This window comes from Photobacterium kasasachensis (assembly GCF_050336885.1).
GTDB classification, from domain to species: Bacteria; Pseudomonadota; Gammaproteobacteria; order Enterobacterales; family Vibrionaceae; genus Photobacterium; species Photobacterium kasasachensis.
The window spans coordinates 17,728-35,293 of the sequence record NZ_JAKJSH010000032.1; the positions used below are offsets into that span (position 1 = coordinate 17,728).

The 17,566-nt window shown below is 51.0% G+C and carries 20 protein-coding genes; 14 read left to right on the plus strand and 6 right to left on the minus strand.

Annotation, left to right across the window (positions count from 1 at the left end; translation table 11 throughout):
- The first annotated feature begins 63 nt into the window (after positions 1-63).
- The 7 genes from nsrR to rplI all read left to right on the plus strand — a co-directional run bounded on the left by nsrR (position 64) and on the right by rplI (position 5,566).
- Positions 64-495, plus strand: a complete 432-nt coding sequence (nsrR, locus tag L4D19_RS28170) for a nitric oxide-sensing transcriptional repressor NsrR (protein ID WP_160657774.1) — start codon at positions 64-66, stop codon at positions 493-495.
- Positions 496-619: 124 nt separating this feature from the next.
- The gene (gene rnr, locus L4D19_RS28175) at positions 620-3,154 is read left to right on the plus strand and encodes a ribonuclease R (protein WP_428455128.1); all 2,535 of its coding nucleotides are present in this window, start codon (positions 620-622) and stop codon (positions 3,152-3,154) included.
- A gap of 3 nt (positions 3,155-3,157) precedes the next feature.
- The gene (rlmB, locus tag L4D19_RS28180) at positions 3,158-3,898 is read left to right on the plus strand and encodes a 23S rRNA (guanosine(2251)-2'-O)-methyltransferase RlmB (protein ID WP_428455129.1); all 741 of its coding nucleotides are present in this window, start codon (positions 3,158-3,160) and stop codon (positions 3,896-3,898) included.
- Positions 3,899-4,123: 225 nt separating this feature from the next.
- Positions 4,124-4,522, plus strand: coding sequence for a 30S ribosomal protein S6 (rpsF, locus tag L4D19_RS28185; RefSeq protein ID WP_075767867.1), 399 nt, complete (start codon positions 4,124-4,126; stop codon positions 4,520-4,522).
- Between the two features lie 7 nt (positions 4,523-4,529).
- Positions 4,530-4,832, plus strand: a complete 303-nt coding sequence (priB, locus tag L4D19_RS28190; RefSeq protein ID WP_160657782.1) for a primosomal replication protein N — start codon at positions 4,530-4,532, stop codon at positions 4,830-4,832.
- Positions 4,833-4,848: 16 nt separating this feature from the next.
- A complete protein-coding gene (gene rpsR, locus L4D19_RS28195) occupies positions 4,849-5,076 on the plus strand; it encodes a 30S ribosomal protein S18 (protein ID WP_002539422.1) in 228 nt (75 codons plus the stop codon).
- A 37-nt stretch (positions 5,077-5,113) separates the two neighbouring features.
- The gene (rplI, locus tag L4D19_RS28200; protein WP_075767869.1) at positions 5,114-5,566 is read left to right on the plus strand and encodes a 50S ribosomal protein L9; all 453 of its coding nucleotides are present in this window, start codon (positions 5,114-5,116) and stop codon (positions 5,564-5,566) included.
- A gap of 95 nt (positions 5,567-5,661) precedes the next feature.
- Here the strand turns inward: rplI and L4D19_RS28205 are convergent, their stop codons facing one another.
- A complete protein-coding gene (locus L4D19_RS28205) occupies positions 5,662-6,411 on the minus strand; it encodes a DUF481 domain-containing protein (protein WP_428455130.1) in 750 nt (249 codons plus the stop codon).
- Between the two features lie 245 nt (positions 6,412-6,656).
- Between L4D19_RS28205 and L4D19_RS28210 the strand changes: the two genes are divergently transcribed.
- The 3 genes from L4D19_RS28210 (at position 6,657) to L4D19_RS28220 (ending at position 10,475) form a co-directional block, all read left to right on the plus strand.
- Complete coding sequence (locus L4D19_RS28210) at positions 6,657-8,054, plus strand: replicative DNA helicase (protein WP_160657786.1); 1,398 nt, start codon at positions 6,657-6,659, stop codon at positions 8,052-8,054.
- 72 nt (positions 8,055-8,126) lie between these two features.
- Complete coding sequence (alr, locus tag L4D19_RS28215; protein WP_075767872.1) at positions 8,127-9,206, plus strand: alanine racemase; 1,080 nt, start codon at positions 8,127-8,129, stop codon at positions 9,204-9,206.
- Positions 9,207-9,230: 24 nt separating this feature from the next.
- A complete protein-coding gene (locus L4D19_RS28220; RefSeq protein ID WP_428455149.1) occupies positions 9,231-10,475 on the plus strand; it encodes a BamA/TamA family outer membrane protein in 1,245 nt (414 codons plus the stop codon).
- Between the two features lie 61 nt (positions 10,476-10,536).
- On the opposite strand, the gene L4D19_RS28225 is transcribed toward L4D19_RS28220, so the two are convergent.
- Positions 10,537-10,956 (minus strand): secondary thiamine-phosphate synthase enzyme YjbQ, encoded by a 420-nt coding sequence (locus tag L4D19_RS28225; RefSeq protein WP_428455131.1) that lies wholly within the window; start codon positions 10,954-10,956, stop codon positions 10,537-10,539.
- A gap of 282 nt (positions 10,957-11,238) precedes the next feature.
- On the opposite strand from L4D19_RS28225, the gene pgi reads away from it, so the two are divergent.
- A complete protein-coding gene (pgi, locus tag L4D19_RS28230) occupies positions 11,239-12,891 on the plus strand; it encodes a glucose-6-phosphate isomerase (protein ID WP_428455132.1) in 1,653 nt (550 codons plus the stop codon).
- 77 nt (positions 12,892-12,968) lie between these two features.
- Here the strand turns inward: pgi and L4D19_RS28235 are convergent, their stop codons facing one another.
- From L4D19_RS28235 to L4D19_RS28250, 4 genes are all read right to left on the minus strand, one after another.
- Positions 12,969-13,178, minus strand: coding sequence for a cold-shock protein (locus L4D19_RS28235; RefSeq protein ID WP_047875438.1), 210 nt, complete (start codon positions 13,176-13,178; stop codon positions 12,969-12,971).
- A 269-nt stretch (positions 13,179-13,447) separates the two neighbouring features.
- Entirely contained in the window at positions 13,448-13,912 is a 465-nt protein-coding gene (locus tag L4D19_RS28240) for a chemotaxis protein CheX (RefSeq protein ID WP_075767875.1), read from the minus strand.
- Positions 13,913-13,946: 34 nt separating this feature from the next.
- Positions 13,947-14,396, minus strand: a complete 450-nt coding sequence (zur, locus tag L4D19_RS28245; RefSeq protein ID WP_075767876.1) for a zinc uptake transcriptional repressor Zur — start codon at positions 14,394-14,396, stop codon at positions 13,947-13,949.
- 118 nt (positions 14,397-14,514) lie between these two features.
- Positions 14,515-14,775 (minus strand): hypothetical protein, encoded by a 261-nt coding sequence (locus tag L4D19_RS28250; protein ID WP_428455133.1) that lies wholly within the window; start codon positions 14,773-14,775, stop codon positions 14,515-14,517.
- Positions 14,776-15,002: 227 nt separating this feature from the next.
- On the opposite strand from L4D19_RS28250, the gene cyaB reads away from it, so the two are divergent.
- The 3 genes from cyaB (at position 15,003) to pspG (ending at position 17,455) form a co-directional block, all read left to right on the plus strand.
- Positions 15,003-15,542: a class IV adenylate cyclase gene (gene cyaB / locus L4D19_RS28255; protein WP_428455134.1), complete on the plus strand. Its 540-nt coding sequence runs from the start codon at positions 15,003-15,005 to the stop codon at positions 15,540-15,542.
- Positions 15,543-15,980: 438 nt separating this feature from the next.
- The gene (gene dusA, locus L4D19_RS28260; protein ID WP_428455135.1) at positions 15,981-17,021 is read left to right on the plus strand and encodes a tRNA dihydrouridine(20/20a) synthase DusA; all 1,041 of its coding nucleotides are present in this window, start codon (positions 15,981-15,983) and stop codon (positions 17,019-17,021) included.
- A gap of 200 nt (positions 17,022-17,221) precedes the next feature.
- On the plus strand, positions 17,222-17,455 hold the full coding sequence (pspG, locus tag L4D19_RS28265; protein WP_160657798.1) for an envelope stress response protein PspG: 234 nt from the start codon (positions 17,222-17,224) through the stop codon (positions 17,453-17,455).
- Positions 17,456-17,566: the final 111 nt, after the last annotated feature.

Here is a 17,566-nt window from a genome sequence, read left to right on the forward strand (position 1 = left end):
GTTGTATCTGATCTGTATCTTTTAGTCAATAACCAGACTAAAATGGCGGCAGGAGGAGTTATTGTGCAGTTAACAAGTTTTACCGATTACGGCCTGCGGGCCCTGATATACTTGGCAACGTTACCGGAAGGTGAGCTGGCCAGTATCTCTAAAGTGACCGAAATATATAGCGTGTCACGCAACCATATGGTCAAAATCATTAATAGATTGGGCCAACTGGGCTATGTTGAAACCGTGCGGGGCAAGAATGGCGGTATTCGCCTGGGTATGCCTGCGGACAAGATAGTTCTCGGCGATGTGGTGCGTGCGATTGAACCGTTGCAGATCGTCAATTGTAGTGAAGACTTTTGCCACATTACACCGGCATGTCGCCTGAAAGGGATCCTCGATTCCGCGAGGCTGGCATTTTTGGCCGAGCTTGACAGACATACGCTGGCAAGCCTGATTTCGGATAACCCGCCACTGCGTGTATTGTTGGATCGCCCTGTCGCATAATCGTACAGCCAATCAATAACTTCTAAATTTTTTCAGTGGAGCAAAGAAATTGAACTTTGCTCCCGTCTGTTCACCTATGGCCCGGATATACTATGGTTATATCTTCGCCAATATGGATCTGCTTATGTCCAAAGGTACTACCGATTTACCGGTCGACCCTTTTCGCGATCGCGAAGCATCAAATTATGAAAACCCAATTCCAAGCCGTGAGATGCTCCTTGAAGTGATCCGCGGCTTTACTGCTCCTGTTAGCCGTGACCAGCTGTTTGCTGAGTTAAAGCTGGAAGGGGATGATCAGTATGAAGGCCTGCGTCGCCGTTTGCGGGCGATGGAGCGTGATGGTCAGCTTATTTTTACCCGCCGTCAGTGTTATGCCCTGCCAGAGCGCCTAGATTTGATCAAAGGCCACGTTATTGGCCATCGCGACGGCTTCGGCTTTTTGCGCCCTGAAGGCACCAATGCCAAAGAAGAAGATCTGCTGCTGCCGCATCACCAGATGCGCGGGGTGATCCACGGTGATTATATTCTTGCCCAGGTGGCAGGCACTGATAAGCGCGGTCGCCGCGAAGGCCGTGTAGTTCGTGTACTTCAGGAGTACTCCGGTCAGATCGTCGGTCGTTTCTTTATCGAAGACGGCATGGGCTATGTGGTGCCGGATGACTCCCGGATCTCCCAGGATATTGTGATCCCGAATGAGCACCGGATGGGTGCCCGCATGGGGAATGTCGTGGTGGTCGAGATCAACCAGCGGGCAACCCGTCAGTACAATGCTGTCGGTAAGGTCGTGGAAGTGCTGGGTGAGAACATGGCGCCGGGGATGGAGATTGAGATCGCCCTGCGTACCCACGATATTCCTAATGAGTGGCCGGGTGAAGTTGAAAAACAGATCCAGGGACTATCGGAAGAAGTACCTGAAGAGGCCAAAAAAGGCCGGGTTGATCTGCGTGATCTGCCGTTGGTGACGATTGATGGCGAAGATGCCCGTGACTTTGATGATGCCGTTTACTGTGAGCGCAAGAAGTCTGGCGGTTGGCGTCTGTGGGTCGCAATTGCCGATGTCAGCCATTATGTTCGCCAGGGCTCGGCACTGGACAACGAGGCGGTCAAGCGCGGCAATTCGGTGTATTTCCCGTCCCAGGTGATCCCGATGTTGCCGGAAGTGCTGTCGAACGGCCTGTGTTCGCTGAACCCGCAGGTTGACCGTCTGTGTATGGTCTGCGAAATGACTATTTCGGCCAGTGGCAAGCTGTCAGGGTACAAGCATTATGAAGCGGTGATGAACTCCCACGCCCGTCTGACCTATACCAAGGTGAGTCAAATGCTTGAAGGGGACGAGGAGCTGCGTGAGCGCTATGCACCGTTGGTTCCGCACCTTGAAGAGCTGTACAGCATGTACAAAGTGCTGAAGACCGAGCGTGAATCGCGCGGCGCGATTGAATTTGAAACGGTGGAAACCAAGTTCATTTTCAATGCGGATCGCAAGATTGACCGCATTGTACCGGCAGAGCGTAATGATGCGCACAAGATCATCGAAGAGTGTATGATCCTGGCTAACATCGCCTCGGCCCGTTTTGTCGAGAAAGCCAAAGAGCCGGCTCTGTACCGGGTGCATGATGCGCCGGGCGAGGAGCGCCTGATGGGGTTCCGTGATTTCCTCGGCGAGCTGAGCCTGAACCTGTCGGGAGGGCTGGAACCGTCGCCACGTGACTATGCCGAGCTGGCTTCGCTGATCCAGAATCGTCCGGACAAGGAGCTTATCCAGACCATGCTGTTGCGATCGATGAAGCAGGCGGTATATCAGGCTGATAACATTGGCCACTTTGGTCTGGCCCTGAAGCAGTACGCGCACTTTACCTCGCCAATCCGCCGTTATCCGGACCTTACCTTGCACCGTGCAATCAAATACCTGATTGCGAAGCAGGAAGGCAAGAATACCGATCGCTGGACACCGACTGGCGGCTACCATTATTCGTTTGATGATATGGACGTGCTGGGCGAGCAGTGCTCGATGACCGAGCGCCGGGCCGATGACGCAACCCGCGATGTGGCTGACTGGCTGAAGTGTGAATACATGCAGGATCATGTCGGCGACGAGTTTGACGGTGTGATAGCGAACGTGACGGGCTTCGGTTTCTTTGTTCGCCTCAATGAGCTGAACATTGACGGCTTGGTGCATATCTCCAACCTGGCCAATGACTACTACCAGTATGATGCGATCGGCCAGCGCCTGATTGGCGACAGCTCCGGCCAGGTCTATCGCCTGGGTGATACGGTGAAAGTGAAGGTTGCCTCGATTAACCTTAATGATCGCCAGATTGACTTCGACATTGTCGGCAGTACCCGCAAACAGCGCGGCGCCGGTAAAACGGCCAAGAACCGCGAGAAACAACAGCGGATGCGCAAGGCTGAAGGGCTGCAGCGCCAGAGCATGAAAGTGTACCGGGTTGAAGACGGTGAGGCGCAGCAGGAGCACCGCAGCAAGTCGAAAAAAGAGCGTAGCTCGGTTCGCCAGAAACTGAAGGCGGGGGCGATCCCGCGTCTTGAGGACGACAAAGCCCCTAAAGGCAAGGCTGACGATAAGAAGAAAGCCAAGAAGAAGTCGACCAAGAAACGAAAGCAACGAGCTGGAAAAAAAGAACGCGCAGCGAAGAAGAACTAAGTAATGAGTAATCAAGTAATTTTCGGCATTCATGCCGTGAAAGCCGTATTGGCTTCCGATCCGTCACGCTTTATCGAAGTGTTTGTGCTGAAAGGGCGCCAGGACGATCGTCTGATGCCAGTATTGAATGAGCTGCAGATGCTGGGTATTACCATGCAGCAGGCTGGCCGCAAGGCGATGGACGATAAAGTGAAAGGGGCCTCCCATCAGGGCATCATTGCGCGTGTCAAACCGGGCAAGCAGTACAACGAGAATGATCTCGATGACCTGTTGGCTGGCAAAGAGAATCCATTGTTGTTGGTATTGGACGGTGTGACGGACCCGCACAACCTGGGCGCCTGTCTGCGCAATGCTGATGCGGCCGGTGCCGTGGCTGTAGTTGTCCCTAAAGACCGCTCAGCCCAACTGAACGCAACGGCCAGCAAGGTGGCCTGTGGGGCCGCTGAAGTGATGCCATTGGTCCGCGTAACCAACCTGGCTCGCTCGCTGCGCGCATTGCAGGAGAAAGGAGTCTGGGTGGTCGGTACGGCAGGAGAGGCAACGCACGATATCTATCATAGCAAGCTGACCGGCCCGCTGGCGATTGTCATGGGGGCCGAGGGTGAGGGTATGCGTCGTCTGACCCGCGAGACTTGTGACGACCTGATAAAAATTCCGATGGCGGGCTCGGTGTCGAGCCTGAATGTCTCGGTGGCTACCGGTATCTGCCTGTTTGAAGCGGTTCGCCAGCGCCAGGACGCTTAAAAGCCGATACAGGGAACGCAGAACCTAGGGGCTAAGGAGAGCAGGAACGGAGCAATGGCTGTGTTCCTGCTTTTTTATTCCCGCCAAACCATAAAATTTGCTTGCTTAAATTGTCCATTCTCTATACTATTCTGCCTCCAAATTCTCGGTTCTTTTTTTAGTTCCTTGCTTCTCCTGGATAACCGAGCCAAATAGAGAAGCTGATTAATCCGTAAGGAGCAACCAATGCGTCATTACGAAATCGTATTCATGGTGCACCCTGATCAAAGCGAGCAGGTTGCTGGCATGATCGAGCGTTACACTGCTGCTATCAAAGATTCTGGCGGTCAGATCCACCGTCTAGAAGATTGGGGTCGTCGTCAGATGGCTTACCCAATCAACAAGCTGCACAAAGCACACTACGTTCTAATGAACGTTGAAGCTGAGCAGTCTGTTATTGACGAGCTGGAATCAACTTTCCGCTTCAACGATGCAGTGATCCGTAACATGATCATGCGTACTAAAGGCGCTATCACTGAGCCATCTCCAATGATGAAGGCTAAAGAAGAGCGTGCCCCACGTCGTGAAGAGCGTGCAGAGCAGCCAGCTCCAGCACAGTCTGAAGGCGAAGCAGCAGCTGAGTAATTTGTAAATGACCAATCGTCTGGAGTTATCTGGCGTTATCGCCAAAGACCCCAAACGAAGCAAGTCCCTGGCGGGAATTCCTCATTGTCACTTTGTGCTTGAGCATCGTTCCTACCAGCGGGAAGCTGATTTACCCCGTCAAGTGTACTGTTACATTAACGTGGTCGTCAGCGGGCAAGGTCAGCAAACACTCACTCAAGATTTAGCTGTCGGCAGTCACATTAAGGTAGGGGGCTTTGTCTCTTATCAAACCGGCCGAAATGGCATTGGTAAATTAGTGTTACATGCCGATCACATTGAAAAAATTTAGTTCAGGAGATAAGCCCATGGCACGTTTCTTCCGTCGTCGTAAATTCTGCCGTTTCACTGCAGAAGGCGTACAAGAGATTGACTACAAAGACGTAGCAACTCTAAAAAACTACATCACTGAAGCTGGTAAAATCGTACCAAGCCGTATCACTGGTACTCGCGCTAAATACCAGCGTCAGCTAGCTCGCGCTATCAAGCGTTCTCGTTACCTAGCACTTCTACCATACACTGACAAGCATCAGTAATCGGTAGCGGTTTAATTAAGTTTAAGAGGACAAGATAATGCAAGTTATTCTACTTGATAAAATCGGTAACCTAGGTGGCCTTGGCGATCAGGTTAACGTTAAAGCGGGTTTTGCTCGTAACTTCCTTATCCCACAGGGTAAAGCTGTTATGGCAACTAAAGCTAACGTTGAAATGTTTGAAGCTCGTCGTGCTGAGCTAGAAGCAAAAGTTGCTGAGCAACTATCTGCTGCTGAAGCGCGTGCTGAAAAACTGAACGCTCTAGAAGCTGTAGAAATCGCTTCTAAAGCGGGTGACGAAGGTAAACTATTCGGTTCTATCGGTACTCGTGACATCGCTGATGCTGTAACTGCAGCTGGCGTTGAAGTAGTGAAGAGCGAAGTTCGTCTACCTGAAGGCGCACTACGTACTACTGGCGAATTCGAGATCAGCATCCAGCTGCACTCTGATGTATTCGCAACTATCAACCTAAACGTTGTTGCTGCAGAGTAATAGCTTTTAGTGTTGTTAGAAAAAACCAGCCTTCGGGCTGGTTTTTTTGTATCTGGAGCCTGACAAAATGCAGTGTTACCGGCAGGATGGCATTGCTAGATCTTGAACAGTAGGTTGATTGTCATCGTTGAGTCTCGTTTCTCCAGCCCGTCCGGTACCCAGCTGTTGATCTTCTGGGTGTTGCTGAACTTGATTGCGATGTGGTCGGTGATAGAGCTGGTCAGGTCAATTTCGGTTTCCAGGGTGCTGTTACTGTTACCGGCCACACCGGTAAAGCGGGCATTGAACTCAATGGTCTTCGACGGTTTCCAGGTAAATTTGGTGCTTCCCCGCAGGATCAGCTCATCGACTGTTTCCGGCACGATGATGTCATCATCGTCAATTTCATCAATATTCGGTTCCTGGTGGCGATAGCCCGGGCCGGCTTCGACTTCCATCTGGAAGGTTTCCAGCCGCAGCAATTGATAACCGAGACCGGTGGCCAGGGTAAAATCGGTAAAGTACGGGCCGTACCTGTCGTCAACATAGTTGGCGTTTCCCAGCACATAGGTACGCTCGTTAATCTTCACGTCACTCTGTAGCTCAATCTGGCCCTTGCGCTTGTCTTCCTCGCCGTCTTTTTCCGCCAGCAGGTACTTGGCTTCGGCCGTTTGGCGATACTGGTTTTTCACATAGGTCAGTTCGACCCGGGTGTTGAGCGACTCTGAGTCAGAGTTTCCCCCAAGGGACTGGTAGCCGAGTTCAAGCTCGCTGGACCAGGGGGGCGGGAGCTGAGTTGGCTTGTCGTCGTCGGCAAAGGCGGGGGTATTGGCAAGCAGTAATAAGGCCAGTAAATATCTTGCCAAGTGTGTCCTCCTTAGGGACATGAATAAGCGAAAAATGGAACCGGGCTACAAAGTTTACCTGAACTATGTCAGCTTTTGGTCAAGAATCATGGCAATTCTCGATATCGAGCTGAAATAAGCGGCATAATCTTCCAGGGAGAAGCAAGCTTGTCAGTTAATGTGTTTTTCCCCACTATATTGATACATAGACCTCGCATGAATAAGGTATAATCCCCGGCCTAGTTTCCGGTAAGCACGCAGTTCCTATGGCAGAGAAAAGTAAACCGTATAAACCCAAAGATTCCCAGATGGACGCTATCAAAATGCCTCCTCACTCTCTGGAAGCCGAGCAATCCGTCCTGGGTGGCTTGATGCTGGACAACGAGAAGTGGGATACCGTGGCTGAGAAAGTGGTCCCCAAAGACTTTTACAGCCGCCCTCATCGGATTATTTTTGAAGGTGTCTCGGTTTTACTTGAAGGTGGTCAGCCTCTGGATCTGATCACTCTCTCTGAGCAGCTCGAGCGTTCCGATCAGCTGGAGGATGTCGGCGGCTTTGCCTACCTGGCGGAGCTGGCCAAAAATACCCCGTCAGCGGCAAACATCTCGGCTTACGCGGAGATTGTGCGTGAGCGGGCGCTGGTTCGCGATATGATCGGGGTGGCCAATGAGATTGCCGATGCCGGTTATGATCCGCAGGGACGAACCAGTGAAGACCTGCTCGATATGGCAGAGAGTAAAGTATTTGCGATTGCCGAGCAGCGAACCAACGAAAATGAAGGCCCGCAGAATGTCGATACGATTCTGGAGAAAACCCTGGAGCGTATCGAGCTGCTGTACCAGACTCCTCAGGACGGTGTGACCGGTGTCTCGACCGGCTTTAGCGATCTGAACAAGAAAACAGCCGGTCTGCAGGGCTCTGATTTGATCATCGTGGCGGCACGTCCGTCGATGGGTAAAACCACCTTTGCGATGAACCTGTGTGAAAATGCAGCCATGGAGCAGGAAAAGCCGGTACTGATTTTCTCGCTGGAGATGCCCGCCGAACAAATCATGATGCGTATGCTGGCCTCTCTGTCCCGGGTCGATCAGACCAAGATCCGTACCGGCCAGCTGGATGACGAGGACTGGGCGCGGATTTCATCGACGATGGGTATTCTGATGGAAAAGAAGAATATGTTCATCGATGATAGCTCGGGCCTGACCCCGACGGAGGTACGTTCCCGTGCCCGCCGTATTGCTCGTGACAGCGGTGGCTTGAGCATGATCATGATTGACTACCTTCAGTTGATGCGAGTACCTGCCCTGCAGGATAACCGTACCCTGGAGATCGCCGAGATTTCACGCTCCCTCAAAGCATTGGCGAAAGAGCTGAATGTTCCTGTCGTGGCGCTATCGCAGCTGAACCGCTCGTTGGAGCAACGTGCTGACAAACGCCCGGTAAACTCGGACTTGCGTGAATCGGGAGCCATCGAGCAGGATGCCGACTTGATCATGTTTATCTACCGTGATGAGGTTTACCACGAAGACAGTGCCCTAAAAGGAATTGCCGAGATCATTATCGGTAAGCAGCGTAACGGTCCTATTGGCTCGGTGCGTCTGACCTTCCAGGGACAGTTCTCCCGATTTGATAACTATGCCGGCCCGGCTTTCGACGAAGAGTAAGCGGACGGATTTTCTTGATGACTTGGTGCCGGCTTGCCGGCCCAGGCCGGATTCATTGATGTAGGATTTTTAATGAAAGCGGCGACAGCTTATATCAACACAGCAGCACTGACCCATAATATCAGCCAACTCCGGTTGCAGGCACCGAACAGCAAAATACTGGCAGTGGTAAAGGCCAATGCGTATGGCCACGGTTTGGCTCACGTGGCGCAAAGTTTGCCAGATGTGGATGGTTTTGGCGTCGCACGTATTGAAGAAGCCCTGACGCTGCGGGCGGGTGGAATAGTAAAACCTGTCCTTTTGCTGGAAGGCTTCTATGCCGCCACTGATCTGCCGGTACTGGTAACCAACAATATCCACACCGTGGTGCATTCTTTCGAGCAGCTAGAGGCCCTGGAACAGGCCCGACTCGATAGTCCGGTTGTGGTGTGGCTGAAAATTGATACCGGTATGCACCGCCTCGGTGTTCGCCCCGAGCAGCTCACTGAATTTATTGATCGCCTGCATGCATGCCCGAATGTGGCTAAGCCGCTGCGTTATATGAGCCACTTCGGTTGCGCCGATGAGCTGAACAGCTCGGTTACCCATCAACAAATTGATACCTTTCTTAGCCTGACTGACGGTTGCCGTGGCGAGCGTTCTCTGGCTGCCTCGGCAGGTATCCTGGCTTGGCCTGACAGCCAACTGGAATGGATCCGTCCGGGGATCATTATGTACGGTGTGTCACCGTTTATGGAGCCCGAGCGCTCGTCGTCGTCATTCGGCATGAAGCCGGTGATGACGCTGACGTCCAGCCTGATTGCCGTCAGGGATGTAAAAAAAGGCGAGGCGGTGGGCTACGGCGGGATCTGGACCAGCGAGCGGGACACCAAAGTAGGGGTTATTGCGATCGGTTATGGCGATGGCTACCCGCGCGCGGCCCCGAACGGCACGCCGGTGTTGGTCAATGGCCGTATCGTGCCGATGGCCGGCAGGGTCTCGATGGACATGCTGACGGTCGATCTTGGCCCGGACGCTGCTGACAAAGTGGGTGACGAAGCGATATTGTGGGGAGAAGGCTTGCCAGCCGAGGTGGTTGCCGAGCATATTGGCACGATCGCCTACGAACTGGTGACAAAGCTGACTTCGCGAGTGGCCATGGCCTATTTATAACCCGTAAAGATTCGGACAGTTTTGATTAAGTCTTATTGTTTCAAAGCCGCAGCAGTTGCTGCGGCTTTATCATATTCATTCGTGACGCATGCTGATGGCTGGCCGAGCTGGGAGCCAGAAACCGCAGCGGTGCCGTTTGTCTTTACCAGTGACTCGATGGGCCTGGCAGTTGGTATGGCCGGGGTGCTGAAAGGTGCCGGGCAGCCGCAGGCAGCACTGCTGGGCGCCGGGCTGGTAACGGACAAAGAAACCTGGCTTGCCTACCTTGGCGCCAGTAACTATATCATTGATACCGATAGCCGCTGGTTATTTGGTGCTGAGCTGTATTCGGCCGAGTTCAAGCAGTTTGACTACTATCTTGGCGAGGCGACCCGTAATGACTCGGTAGCAGATGACGCCACGATTGCCGATGCGGCAGAAAGTCAGTATCGCATTTCTGCCCGCTATATATTGCCGCTCGGTGCGGCGGAAACTCAGGGAATAAAAGCGGCGCTGAGACCGGAACGGCCGTTGTCTGGCTATACGCCGTGGACGAGCGGTGTGACCTCGTTAGAGTTCAGGCCGTTTTATCAGAGCCGTGAGTTTTTCGACCTGGCCACCGATGATCCGTCGTTTAACGAGGCGGAAAGTGTCTGGGGGCTGGAAACCCGGCTGGATTGGGATAACCGCAATAACAGTCGTAATCCCACCACGGGTAGCCGGAGCCAGTTCGGGGTGACTTATGATCCGGGCAGTTCTGATCATGCCAGCTGGTGGAAATGGGAATTGAGCCAGAGCTGGTTCTGGGATATCGGCGCGCTGGGAGAGATTTTCGATCAACAGGTGATGGCCCTGAATGTCTATACTGGGGATACCCCGAGCTGGAACAGTACGGAAACAGTCAGTGGTGTTGACACGCTGCGCCGTCCACCGGCTTATGCTGGTACCCGTCTCGGTGGCCTGTACCGGCTCCGGAGCTTTCAGAGCGGCCGGTTTGTCGATCGTGCGGCCCTGAGCTATAGCATGGAATACCGGGTATTGCCCGACTGGCAGCCACTCAGCGATTGGCCGGTGTTTAACTGGTATGACGTACCTTGGTGGCAGTGGGTGGCCTTTCTTGATATCGGGCGGGTGGCCGGTGAATATGATTTGAAAACGCTGCACCAGGACATGAAATGGAGCGCCGGTGGGGCAATCCGTTTTCAGGTCGAGGGGATTGTTGTCCGCACCGAAATGGCCTGGGGCAGTGAGGACAGTCTGTTCCGCGTGATGATTAACCAGCCGTTCTAAACGATGTTGGGTATCGGGTTTCGGTATTTCCTACCCGATACTCACCTTTCGCCTGCCAGCGTTACTCTCCCTGTATTGTTACCACGACCCGTCGGCTTCCCCCGTGATCTCGGTGCTCGCCCAGATAGATCCCTTGCCAGGTCCCGAGCGCCAGACGTCCCTGTGACACGGGCAGGGTGATACTGCTGCCCAGGGTGGATGCCTTGATGTGGGCCGGCATATCGTCGTCACCCTCATAGGTATGCTGGTAGTAGGGCGCGCGTTCCGGAACGGATTGATTAAAGTGGGATTCCATATCACTACGCACGGTCGGATCGGCATTCTCATTGAGGGTCAGGCTGGCGGAGGTATGTTGGATAAACAAGTGTACCAGGCCGATACTATACTGATGGAGTTCCGGGATTTGTTGTTCAATTTCATCGGTTATGAGATGAAAGCCTCGGCGCCTCGGCTTGAGTTGAATTGTTTTCTGGAACCACATAGCGTATACCTTTTTATTACCATATTGCTGTCATATTAGATGATTACTGTACTCATCAGGGAATTTTCCGTCTATTATTTACTCTCTGTTTTCGTGACCTGACTCAATGAAGGTAGAGGCGGCTTCGAGTCATAATCTGACATAAGTCGTAAAATTACAAAAAAATAGCCTACTTTGCTGGTTGCGCTAAAATTGACAACATTCAGAAATATCGGGGATCCATGGTCTGGATGATACTGACTGGATCAATGGATTAAGAATTACAATATCAGGAACTTCACCATGTTGAAAAACATCAATCCAACGCACACTCAGGCGTGGAAAGCGCTGACAGCCCATTTCGAAGATGCACAGGATCTTCAGATGAGCGAACTGTTTGCACAGGATAGCGAGCGTTTTGCCAAGTTTTCGGCGAACTTTGGCTCAGACATTCTGCTTGATTACTCCAAGAACCTTATTACCGAAGAAACCATGAGCAAGCTATTTGCTCTGGCTGAACAAACTGAACTGAAAGCAGCGATTGCTGATCTGTTCAGCGGCGAGAAAATCAACCAGACTGAAGGTCGTGCGGTACTGCACTCTGCATTGCGTAACCGCAGTAATACGCCTGTGATGGTTGACGGTGAAGATGTGATGCCGAAAGTGAATGCCGTGCTGGAGAAGATGAAAGGCTTCACTGCGCGCATCGTTGACGGTGACTGGAAAGGCTACACCGGCAAAGAGATTACGGATGTCGTTAATATCGGTATCGGTGGTTCTGATCTTGGCCCATACATGGTCACTGAAGCACTGGCACCATACAAAACGCGCCTGAACATGCACTTTGTATCGAACGTTGACGGTACGCACATTGCCGAGACGCTAAAAGCGCTTAACCCGGAAACTACCCTGTTCCTGATTGCGTCTAAGACGTTTACTACTCAGGAAACTATGACCAACGCACACTCTGCGCGTGACTGGTTCCTGGCAACAGCACAGGATCAGGCCCACGTTGCCAAGCACTTTGCTGCGTTGTCTACCAACGCGGGTGCGGTATCAGAGTTCGGTATCGACACAGACAACATGTTTGAGTTCTGGGACTGGGTTGGCGGTCGCTACTCACTGTGCTCGGCGATTGGTCTGTCAATCAGCCTGGCTATCGGCTTCGATAACTTTGTTGAGCTGCTGGACGGTGCCCATGCAATGGACAAGCACTTCGCAGAAGCGCCACTGGAAGAGAACCTGCCGGTTATTCTGGCGCTAATCGGAATTTGGTACAACAACTTCCACGGTGCCGAGTCTGAAGCTATTCTGCCGTACGACCAGTACCTGCACCGCTTTGCGGCTTACTTCCAGCAGGGCAACATGGAATCTAACGGTAAGTGCGTTGATCGTGGCGGTAACCCGATTGACTACCAGACAGGTCCAATTATCTGGGGTGAACCAGGCACCAATGGCCAGCATGCGTTCTACCAGCTGATCCACCAGGGTACCAAGCTTATCCCATGTGACTTTATTGCGCCTGCACTTAGCCACAATCCATTGAGCGATCACCATCCTAAACTGATGGCAAACTTCTTCGCCCAGACGGAAGCACTGGCATTTGGTAAGACTAAAGAGCAGGTTGAAGCTGAGTTTGTGGCTGCCGGTAAAACTCTGGAAGAGGTAAAAGAGCTGGTGCCATTCAAGGTCTTTGAAGGTAACCGTCCGACTAACTCTATCCTGGTTAAGCAGGTAACGCCTTCGGTACTGGGCTCGCTGATTGCACTGTACGAGCAGAAGATCTTCACTCAGGGTGTGATTTGGAACATCTTTAGTTTTGACCAGTGGGGTGTCGAGCTGGGCAAACAGCTAGCAAACAACATCCTGCCAGAGCTGAACAATGCCGAAGAGATCGCTAGTCACGATAGCTCGACTAATGGCCTGATTAATGCGTTTAAGCAGTGGCGTAGCTAAGCTGCCGCTTTAATATCGATAAAAAACGCCGCTTAGCGGCGTTTTTTTCATTCTGAGGTTAACAACGCTCAGCAGCATTAAGAAAGCGCGACAACTTCGCTTGCTTGTGGACCTTTCTGACCATCTGTCACGATAAATTCAACACTTTGGCCTTCTTGAAGTGTGCGGCGGCCCTGAGCCTGGATAGCACTAAAGTGAACGAATACATCTTTGCCATCAGCACCAGAAATGAAGCCAAAGCCTTTTTCATCGTTAAACCATTTTACGGTTCCAGTCAGTTTGTTCATGTTACGATCTTTCCTTTGAATGAGGGTAGTTCCTTGCTTGACCGATAGCAGTCAGCAAAATTACGAGCTGAAGGCTGACACTATAAGTGTGTAGATGCTTATTCAGCATATCCAGTCTAGACCGAATACGTGGAAGGTGGTAGTTTTTTATCTGGGATTTGTGGCAACTTCACAGAAATTTCAAAGTGATAGTTATCATTATTTCAGGCAGGAAGAATCGCCAGCCAGAGAGCTCTGACTGGGGCGATTAACAGGTATGGTAGTGCTGACTAGCCGTCAAAGCAGATTTCAATAAATGCCTTACCGTACTCAGAGTCAAACGGCATAATGATGATGGCGCCATCACACTTGTGAGTGATGGTATGGCCGCGGCCAGAGACTACGGCAGGTGTGGCCATTTCAAAATCATAGCCTCTGTCAGCCAGGATACGCTTCGCGCCACCGGTCACCATGTTGGTGATTTCACCAACCATATCAGTGACTTCTTCATTGATACCGTTCGGGCGCTCGCCCAACATACGTTGCATGATTTCAAGAGCCAGCGGCTCGTCAAAGGTGATTGACATCGAGCCTTTGGTTTTAGGCCCAATCATGCCGATCAGGCCTGATACATCACCGCGAGCAACTTCGTCTTTCTTTACTCGAGGCTTTTGTGGTGCTAGCTCCATCGACGCCATGGTCTTCAAAACATTCAGAAGTGAAGCTAGAAAAGGGTTTACAAATTCTGCGCGCATAATCTGATAATGACTGTATTAGTAAAAGTAAGAGTTACTGCTTGCTGTTCTGACATTCATGACAAATGCCGTGGCTTTCCACTACATGATTCGATATCTGGAAGCCGTGCTTTTCTGCTTTCTGGCGCAGTAGTTTAGCCAGTTCATCATCATGGCATTCTTCGACAGTACCACACTCATCACATATTAGCAGCTGAGAGCAGTGGTCAGCATGTCCGAGCACACAACAGGCTATATAGCTGTTGGTGGATTCGACCTTATGTACAAAGCCCTGAGCCAATAGAAAATCAAGGGCTCGGTATACCGTCGGTGGCTTCGCTTGTGGTTCGGTTTCTCTGAGAAGATCCAGCAGCTCATAGGCGCTAATCGAACTATGATGCTCAACGATAATCTCGAGAACCTTCAGCCTTTGAGGTGTCAGCCTTACTCCTCGTTGCTCGCAAATCTGTTGTGCCTTTGTCAGCAGTTGCGTTTGATTTGCCATATAACCTCAAAAAACAGCGATAAGTCCAGTAGTTTATCATAGCATTTGGAAAAGGTACCTTACTTCGCTTAATTCCGGCGAAATAGGTCAGAAAATTCGTGTGCCTGATCACGTCAGCTTATCCGGCAATTGCGGTGAAGAACAAATAATGCCAGGGGGAGGAAGCAACAGTTTTCATCACATCAATCCTTCGACTCTTCACCCGTTGCGTCCTGCTTTGCCATGAAAGTACACCCAAAAGCTGTACATCTGATGCCCTCAATGAAATGAATTCCTTTAAGTCATTGATTTGTATCCAGTGTACAGCTTGTACAGCTTGTGCAGCTTTTTCGGCATTATAACTCAAAAGCTCATAAAGCTGTACGGAAGAAGAATGCAAACAAAGATATGCTTTTTAACTCAATGAGTTATCAAATGCATTAAAAAGAATATCATGTTACTTTTAGTTAATCCTTTTAGCCTATGATAGGCCAAATACTGGAGTGCGAAGTAATTGCTTCCGGCCTGTAAGCGAGGGCTAAAGTGTTGGTAGAATGGTTATCACTTTGAGCATATCTGGTGCGAAACCCTTTTACGGGGAGCGACAGGCAAATGGAAGAGAGCTAAATGGCAGAGCACTTTATTGGTAAATATGAAGTGGAATACAAATTCCGGATCCAAGGGCATGAGGCGATCCTAAAGCGCTTGCGCTCCCTCGGTGCCACCGAATTTGTAGCGCATAACCAAGAGACAGATACCTACTTCGATAGAGTGGATAGTCCTCTGGTGCACCGGGATATCAGTATGAGTGTACGTAGCATGGAGCCTTCCGGCATTAAGCTATGGATCGTGAAAGGCCCGGGAAATGATCGTTGTGAGGCCGTCAAGATAGAATCGGTTGATAAAACACACAGCATGTTGAAAACCTTGGGCTATCAGGCAGCATTTTGCATTACAAAGACCCGGAGTATTTATTTCCTCGGGCAATTTCACATTACCCTGGATAGGGTGAGTGAGTTAGGAGACTTTGCTGAGATTGCCGTCATGACGGATGACAAACATCGGCTTGACGACTTAAAAGCGGGCTGTCTCGAGCTGGGAGAGAAGCTGGGATTGGAACGTTCTGACATTGAGTCTCGATCCTACCGTCAGTTACTGGGCTACTAGTCGCCGGTTAGCCTACGACTAGGTGGAATAAGCGTTGTGCAGCTTTTTGTGTGAAGGGTGGCAAAAAGGTGAACGACCTTTATAGGTTGGCTGGTAATGATCTGTAACCTGCTGATAGCTAGGTGTATATTCAACATGTACAGCTTTTTTGGGTTTATTGGTGTCCAAAAGCTATAATTGCTGTACATCGTGGTTGGTGGTTTGGTTTATCGGTTTGTTATCAATTGCTTACTGTTGGATTTGTTTTGCCTGCTATGTTCTTTTCACTGTGTGTTTTCGAGTCGGCTAGACTTTCTATACAGCAGAGCTAAGCAGGAATTATTATTTTCTCTCATAGCCGGCCCTGTTGGGCAAACGGCCGTTATGGGGTAGAATCCGCTCTCTTTAAAGTAAACTGCCGTTCAAAGACGGGTACACGGGTCAAAATGAGGCTTTTCGATGCTAGATAATGTTGTTGCCAACCGCGACAATTTACAAACTGAATCCACCCGGAGTGCTGATTATCCATCAGGCCGCTTTTCCGTTGCCCCGATGTTGGATTGGACAGATCGTCACTGCCGTTATTTCCATCGTCAGTTGAGCGAGCATGCGCTGCTGTATACCGAAATGGTGACAACCGGCGCAATTATTCATGGTAAGGCAGACTATCTGGCCTATAACGAAGAAGAGCACCCACTGTCGCTTCAGCTAGGTGGCTCGAACCCGGCAGATCTGGCTCATTGCGCCAAATTGGCTCAGGAGCGTGGTTACGATGAAGTGAACCTAAATGTCGGGTGTCCGTCAGATCGAGTCCAAAACGGTCGCTTCGGTGCCTGCTTGATGGGCGAAGCCGAGCTGGTGGCGCAGTGCGTGTCGGCTATGCGCGAAGTGGTTGATATTCCTGTGACGGTAAAAACCCGAATCGGCATCGATGATCAGGACTCTTACCAGTTCCTGACTGACTTCATCGGTACCGTCAGCGAAAAAGGCGGATGTGATGATTTTACTATCCATGCCCGCAAGGCCTGGCTAAGTGGCCTGAGCCCGAAAGAAAACCGTGAGATCCCACCGCTGGACTATCCGCGTGTATACCAGCTTAGGCGCGATTTCCCCCACCTGACCATGGCGGTTAACGGTGGAGTAAAAACACTGGCCGAAATTGAAGCTCACCTCGAGCATCTTGACGGGGTAATGGTTGGCCGTGAGGCGTACCAGAACCCGTATATGATGGCTGAACTGGATCAGCGCCTGTTTGGCAGCAATAAGCCGGTGAAGAAGCGTCGTGAGGTTGTAGAGGCGATGTATCCGTATATCGAGCGTCAGATCGCCAATGGGTCTTACCTTAACCATATTTCTCGCCATATGCTGGGGCTGTTTCAGAATATGCCGGGGGCGCGTCAGTGGCGCCGCCACATTAGTGAGAATGCGCATAAACCGGGAGCGGGTATTGAAGTGCTCCAGCAGGCACTGGAAAAAATACCGGCACACCTGGATGTCTAAGCGGTAACCAATCATCTATGTGGTTTTTTTCGCCATATATCATGGTGAAAAAAGCCAAGTTAGATAGGGCGTTGATCATATAAGGTCAGCGTCCTTTTTTTATGTGATTGAAAGTAAATGATTATTTTGAAAGTCATGCTGTTGGCCTGAATTGTGCTATTAACAAAACAAGATAGGATAAAAACTAAAGGGGTCAAAAGATGATTGAGTTTCTGTTTTTACTGGTATTTGCGATGGTATTGATTTTCACTGGCGTGAGTTTGGTCGGTATGGCTTTCGCAGTGCTGGCAGGCTTTGTGGTGATGGCGCTGGCGGGGATGATTGGTGTGATGCTCAAGCTTCTGCCTTGGTTAATTTTAATCGGTGTTGCTGTTTGGCTGTACCGCGGAAAGAAGGGTGACTGCCAGCATAGAGGTCGCTATCACCGCCGCTGATGACGATGCCAGATAAATTGCTTTTTCTTACAAAAGCTTGCCTAGCAATTGAACTGAAAGTGGTGGTTCTGCGAAGGAAGTGCGGTTTTCTTGTACGGCATCTGGTATAGT

Bases quoted from the DNA above. Each gene is read 5' to 3' on its own strand.
- L4D19_RS28225 (WP_428455131.1), bottom strand. From the start codon at position 10,956: ATGTGGTTCCAGAAAACAATTCAACTCAAGCCGAGGCGCCGAGGCTTT.
- pgi (WP_428455132.1), top strand. From the start codon at position 11,239: ATGTTGAAAAACATCAATCCAACGCACACTCAGGCGTGGAAAGCGCTG.
- dusA (WP_428455135.1), top strand. From the start codon at position 15,981: ATGCTAGATAATGTTGTTGCCAACCGCGACAATTTACAAACTGAATCC.
- rlmB (WP_428455129.1), top strand. From the start codon at position 3,158: ATGAGTAATCAAGTAATTTTCGGCATTCATGCCGTGAAAGCCGTATTG.
- L4D19_RS28240 (WP_075767875.1), bottom strand. From the start codon at position 13,912: ATGCGCGCAGAATTTGTAAACCCTTTTCTAGCTTCACTTCTGAATGTT.
- rpsR (WP_002539422.1), top strand. From the start codon at position 4,849: ATGGCACGTTTCTTCCGTCGTCGTAAATTCTGCCGTTTCACTGCAGAA.
- rnr (WP_428455128.1), top strand. From the start codon at position 620: ATGTCCAAAGGTACTACCGATTTACCGGTCGACCCTTTTCGCGATCGC.
- L4D19_RS28210 (WP_160657786.1), top strand. From the start codon at position 6,657: ATGGCAGAGAAAAGTAAACCGTATAAACCCAAAGATTCCCAGATGGAC.
- cyaB (WP_428455134.1), top strand. From the start codon at position 15,003: ATGGCAGAGCACTTTATTGGTAAATATGAAGTGGAATACAAATTCCGG.
- priB (WP_160657782.1), top strand. From the start codon at position 4,530: ATGACCAATCGTCTGGAGTTATCTGGCGTTATCGCCAAAGACCCCAAA.
- rplI (WP_075767869.1), top strand. From the start codon at position 5,114: ATGCAAGTTATTCTACTTGATAAAATCGGTAACCTAGGTGGCCTTGGC.
- alr (WP_075767872.1), top strand. From the start codon at position 8,127: ATGAAAGCGGCGACAGCTTATATCAACACAGCAGCACTGACCCATAAT.
- pspG (WP_160657798.1), top strand. From the start codon at position 17,222: ATGATTGAGTTTCTGTTTTTACTGGTATTTGCGATGGTATTGATTTTC.
- zur (WP_075767876.1), bottom strand. From the start codon at position 14,396: ATGGCAAATCAAACGCAACTGCTGACAAAGGCACAACAGATTTGCGAG.
- rpsF (WP_075767867.1), top strand. From the start codon at position 4,124: ATGCGTCATTACGAAATCGTATTCATGGTGCACCCTGATCAAAGCGAG.
- L4D19_RS28235 (WP_047875438.1), bottom strand. From the start codon at position 13,178: ATGAACAAACTGACTGGAACCGTAAAATGGTTTAACGATGAAAAAGGC.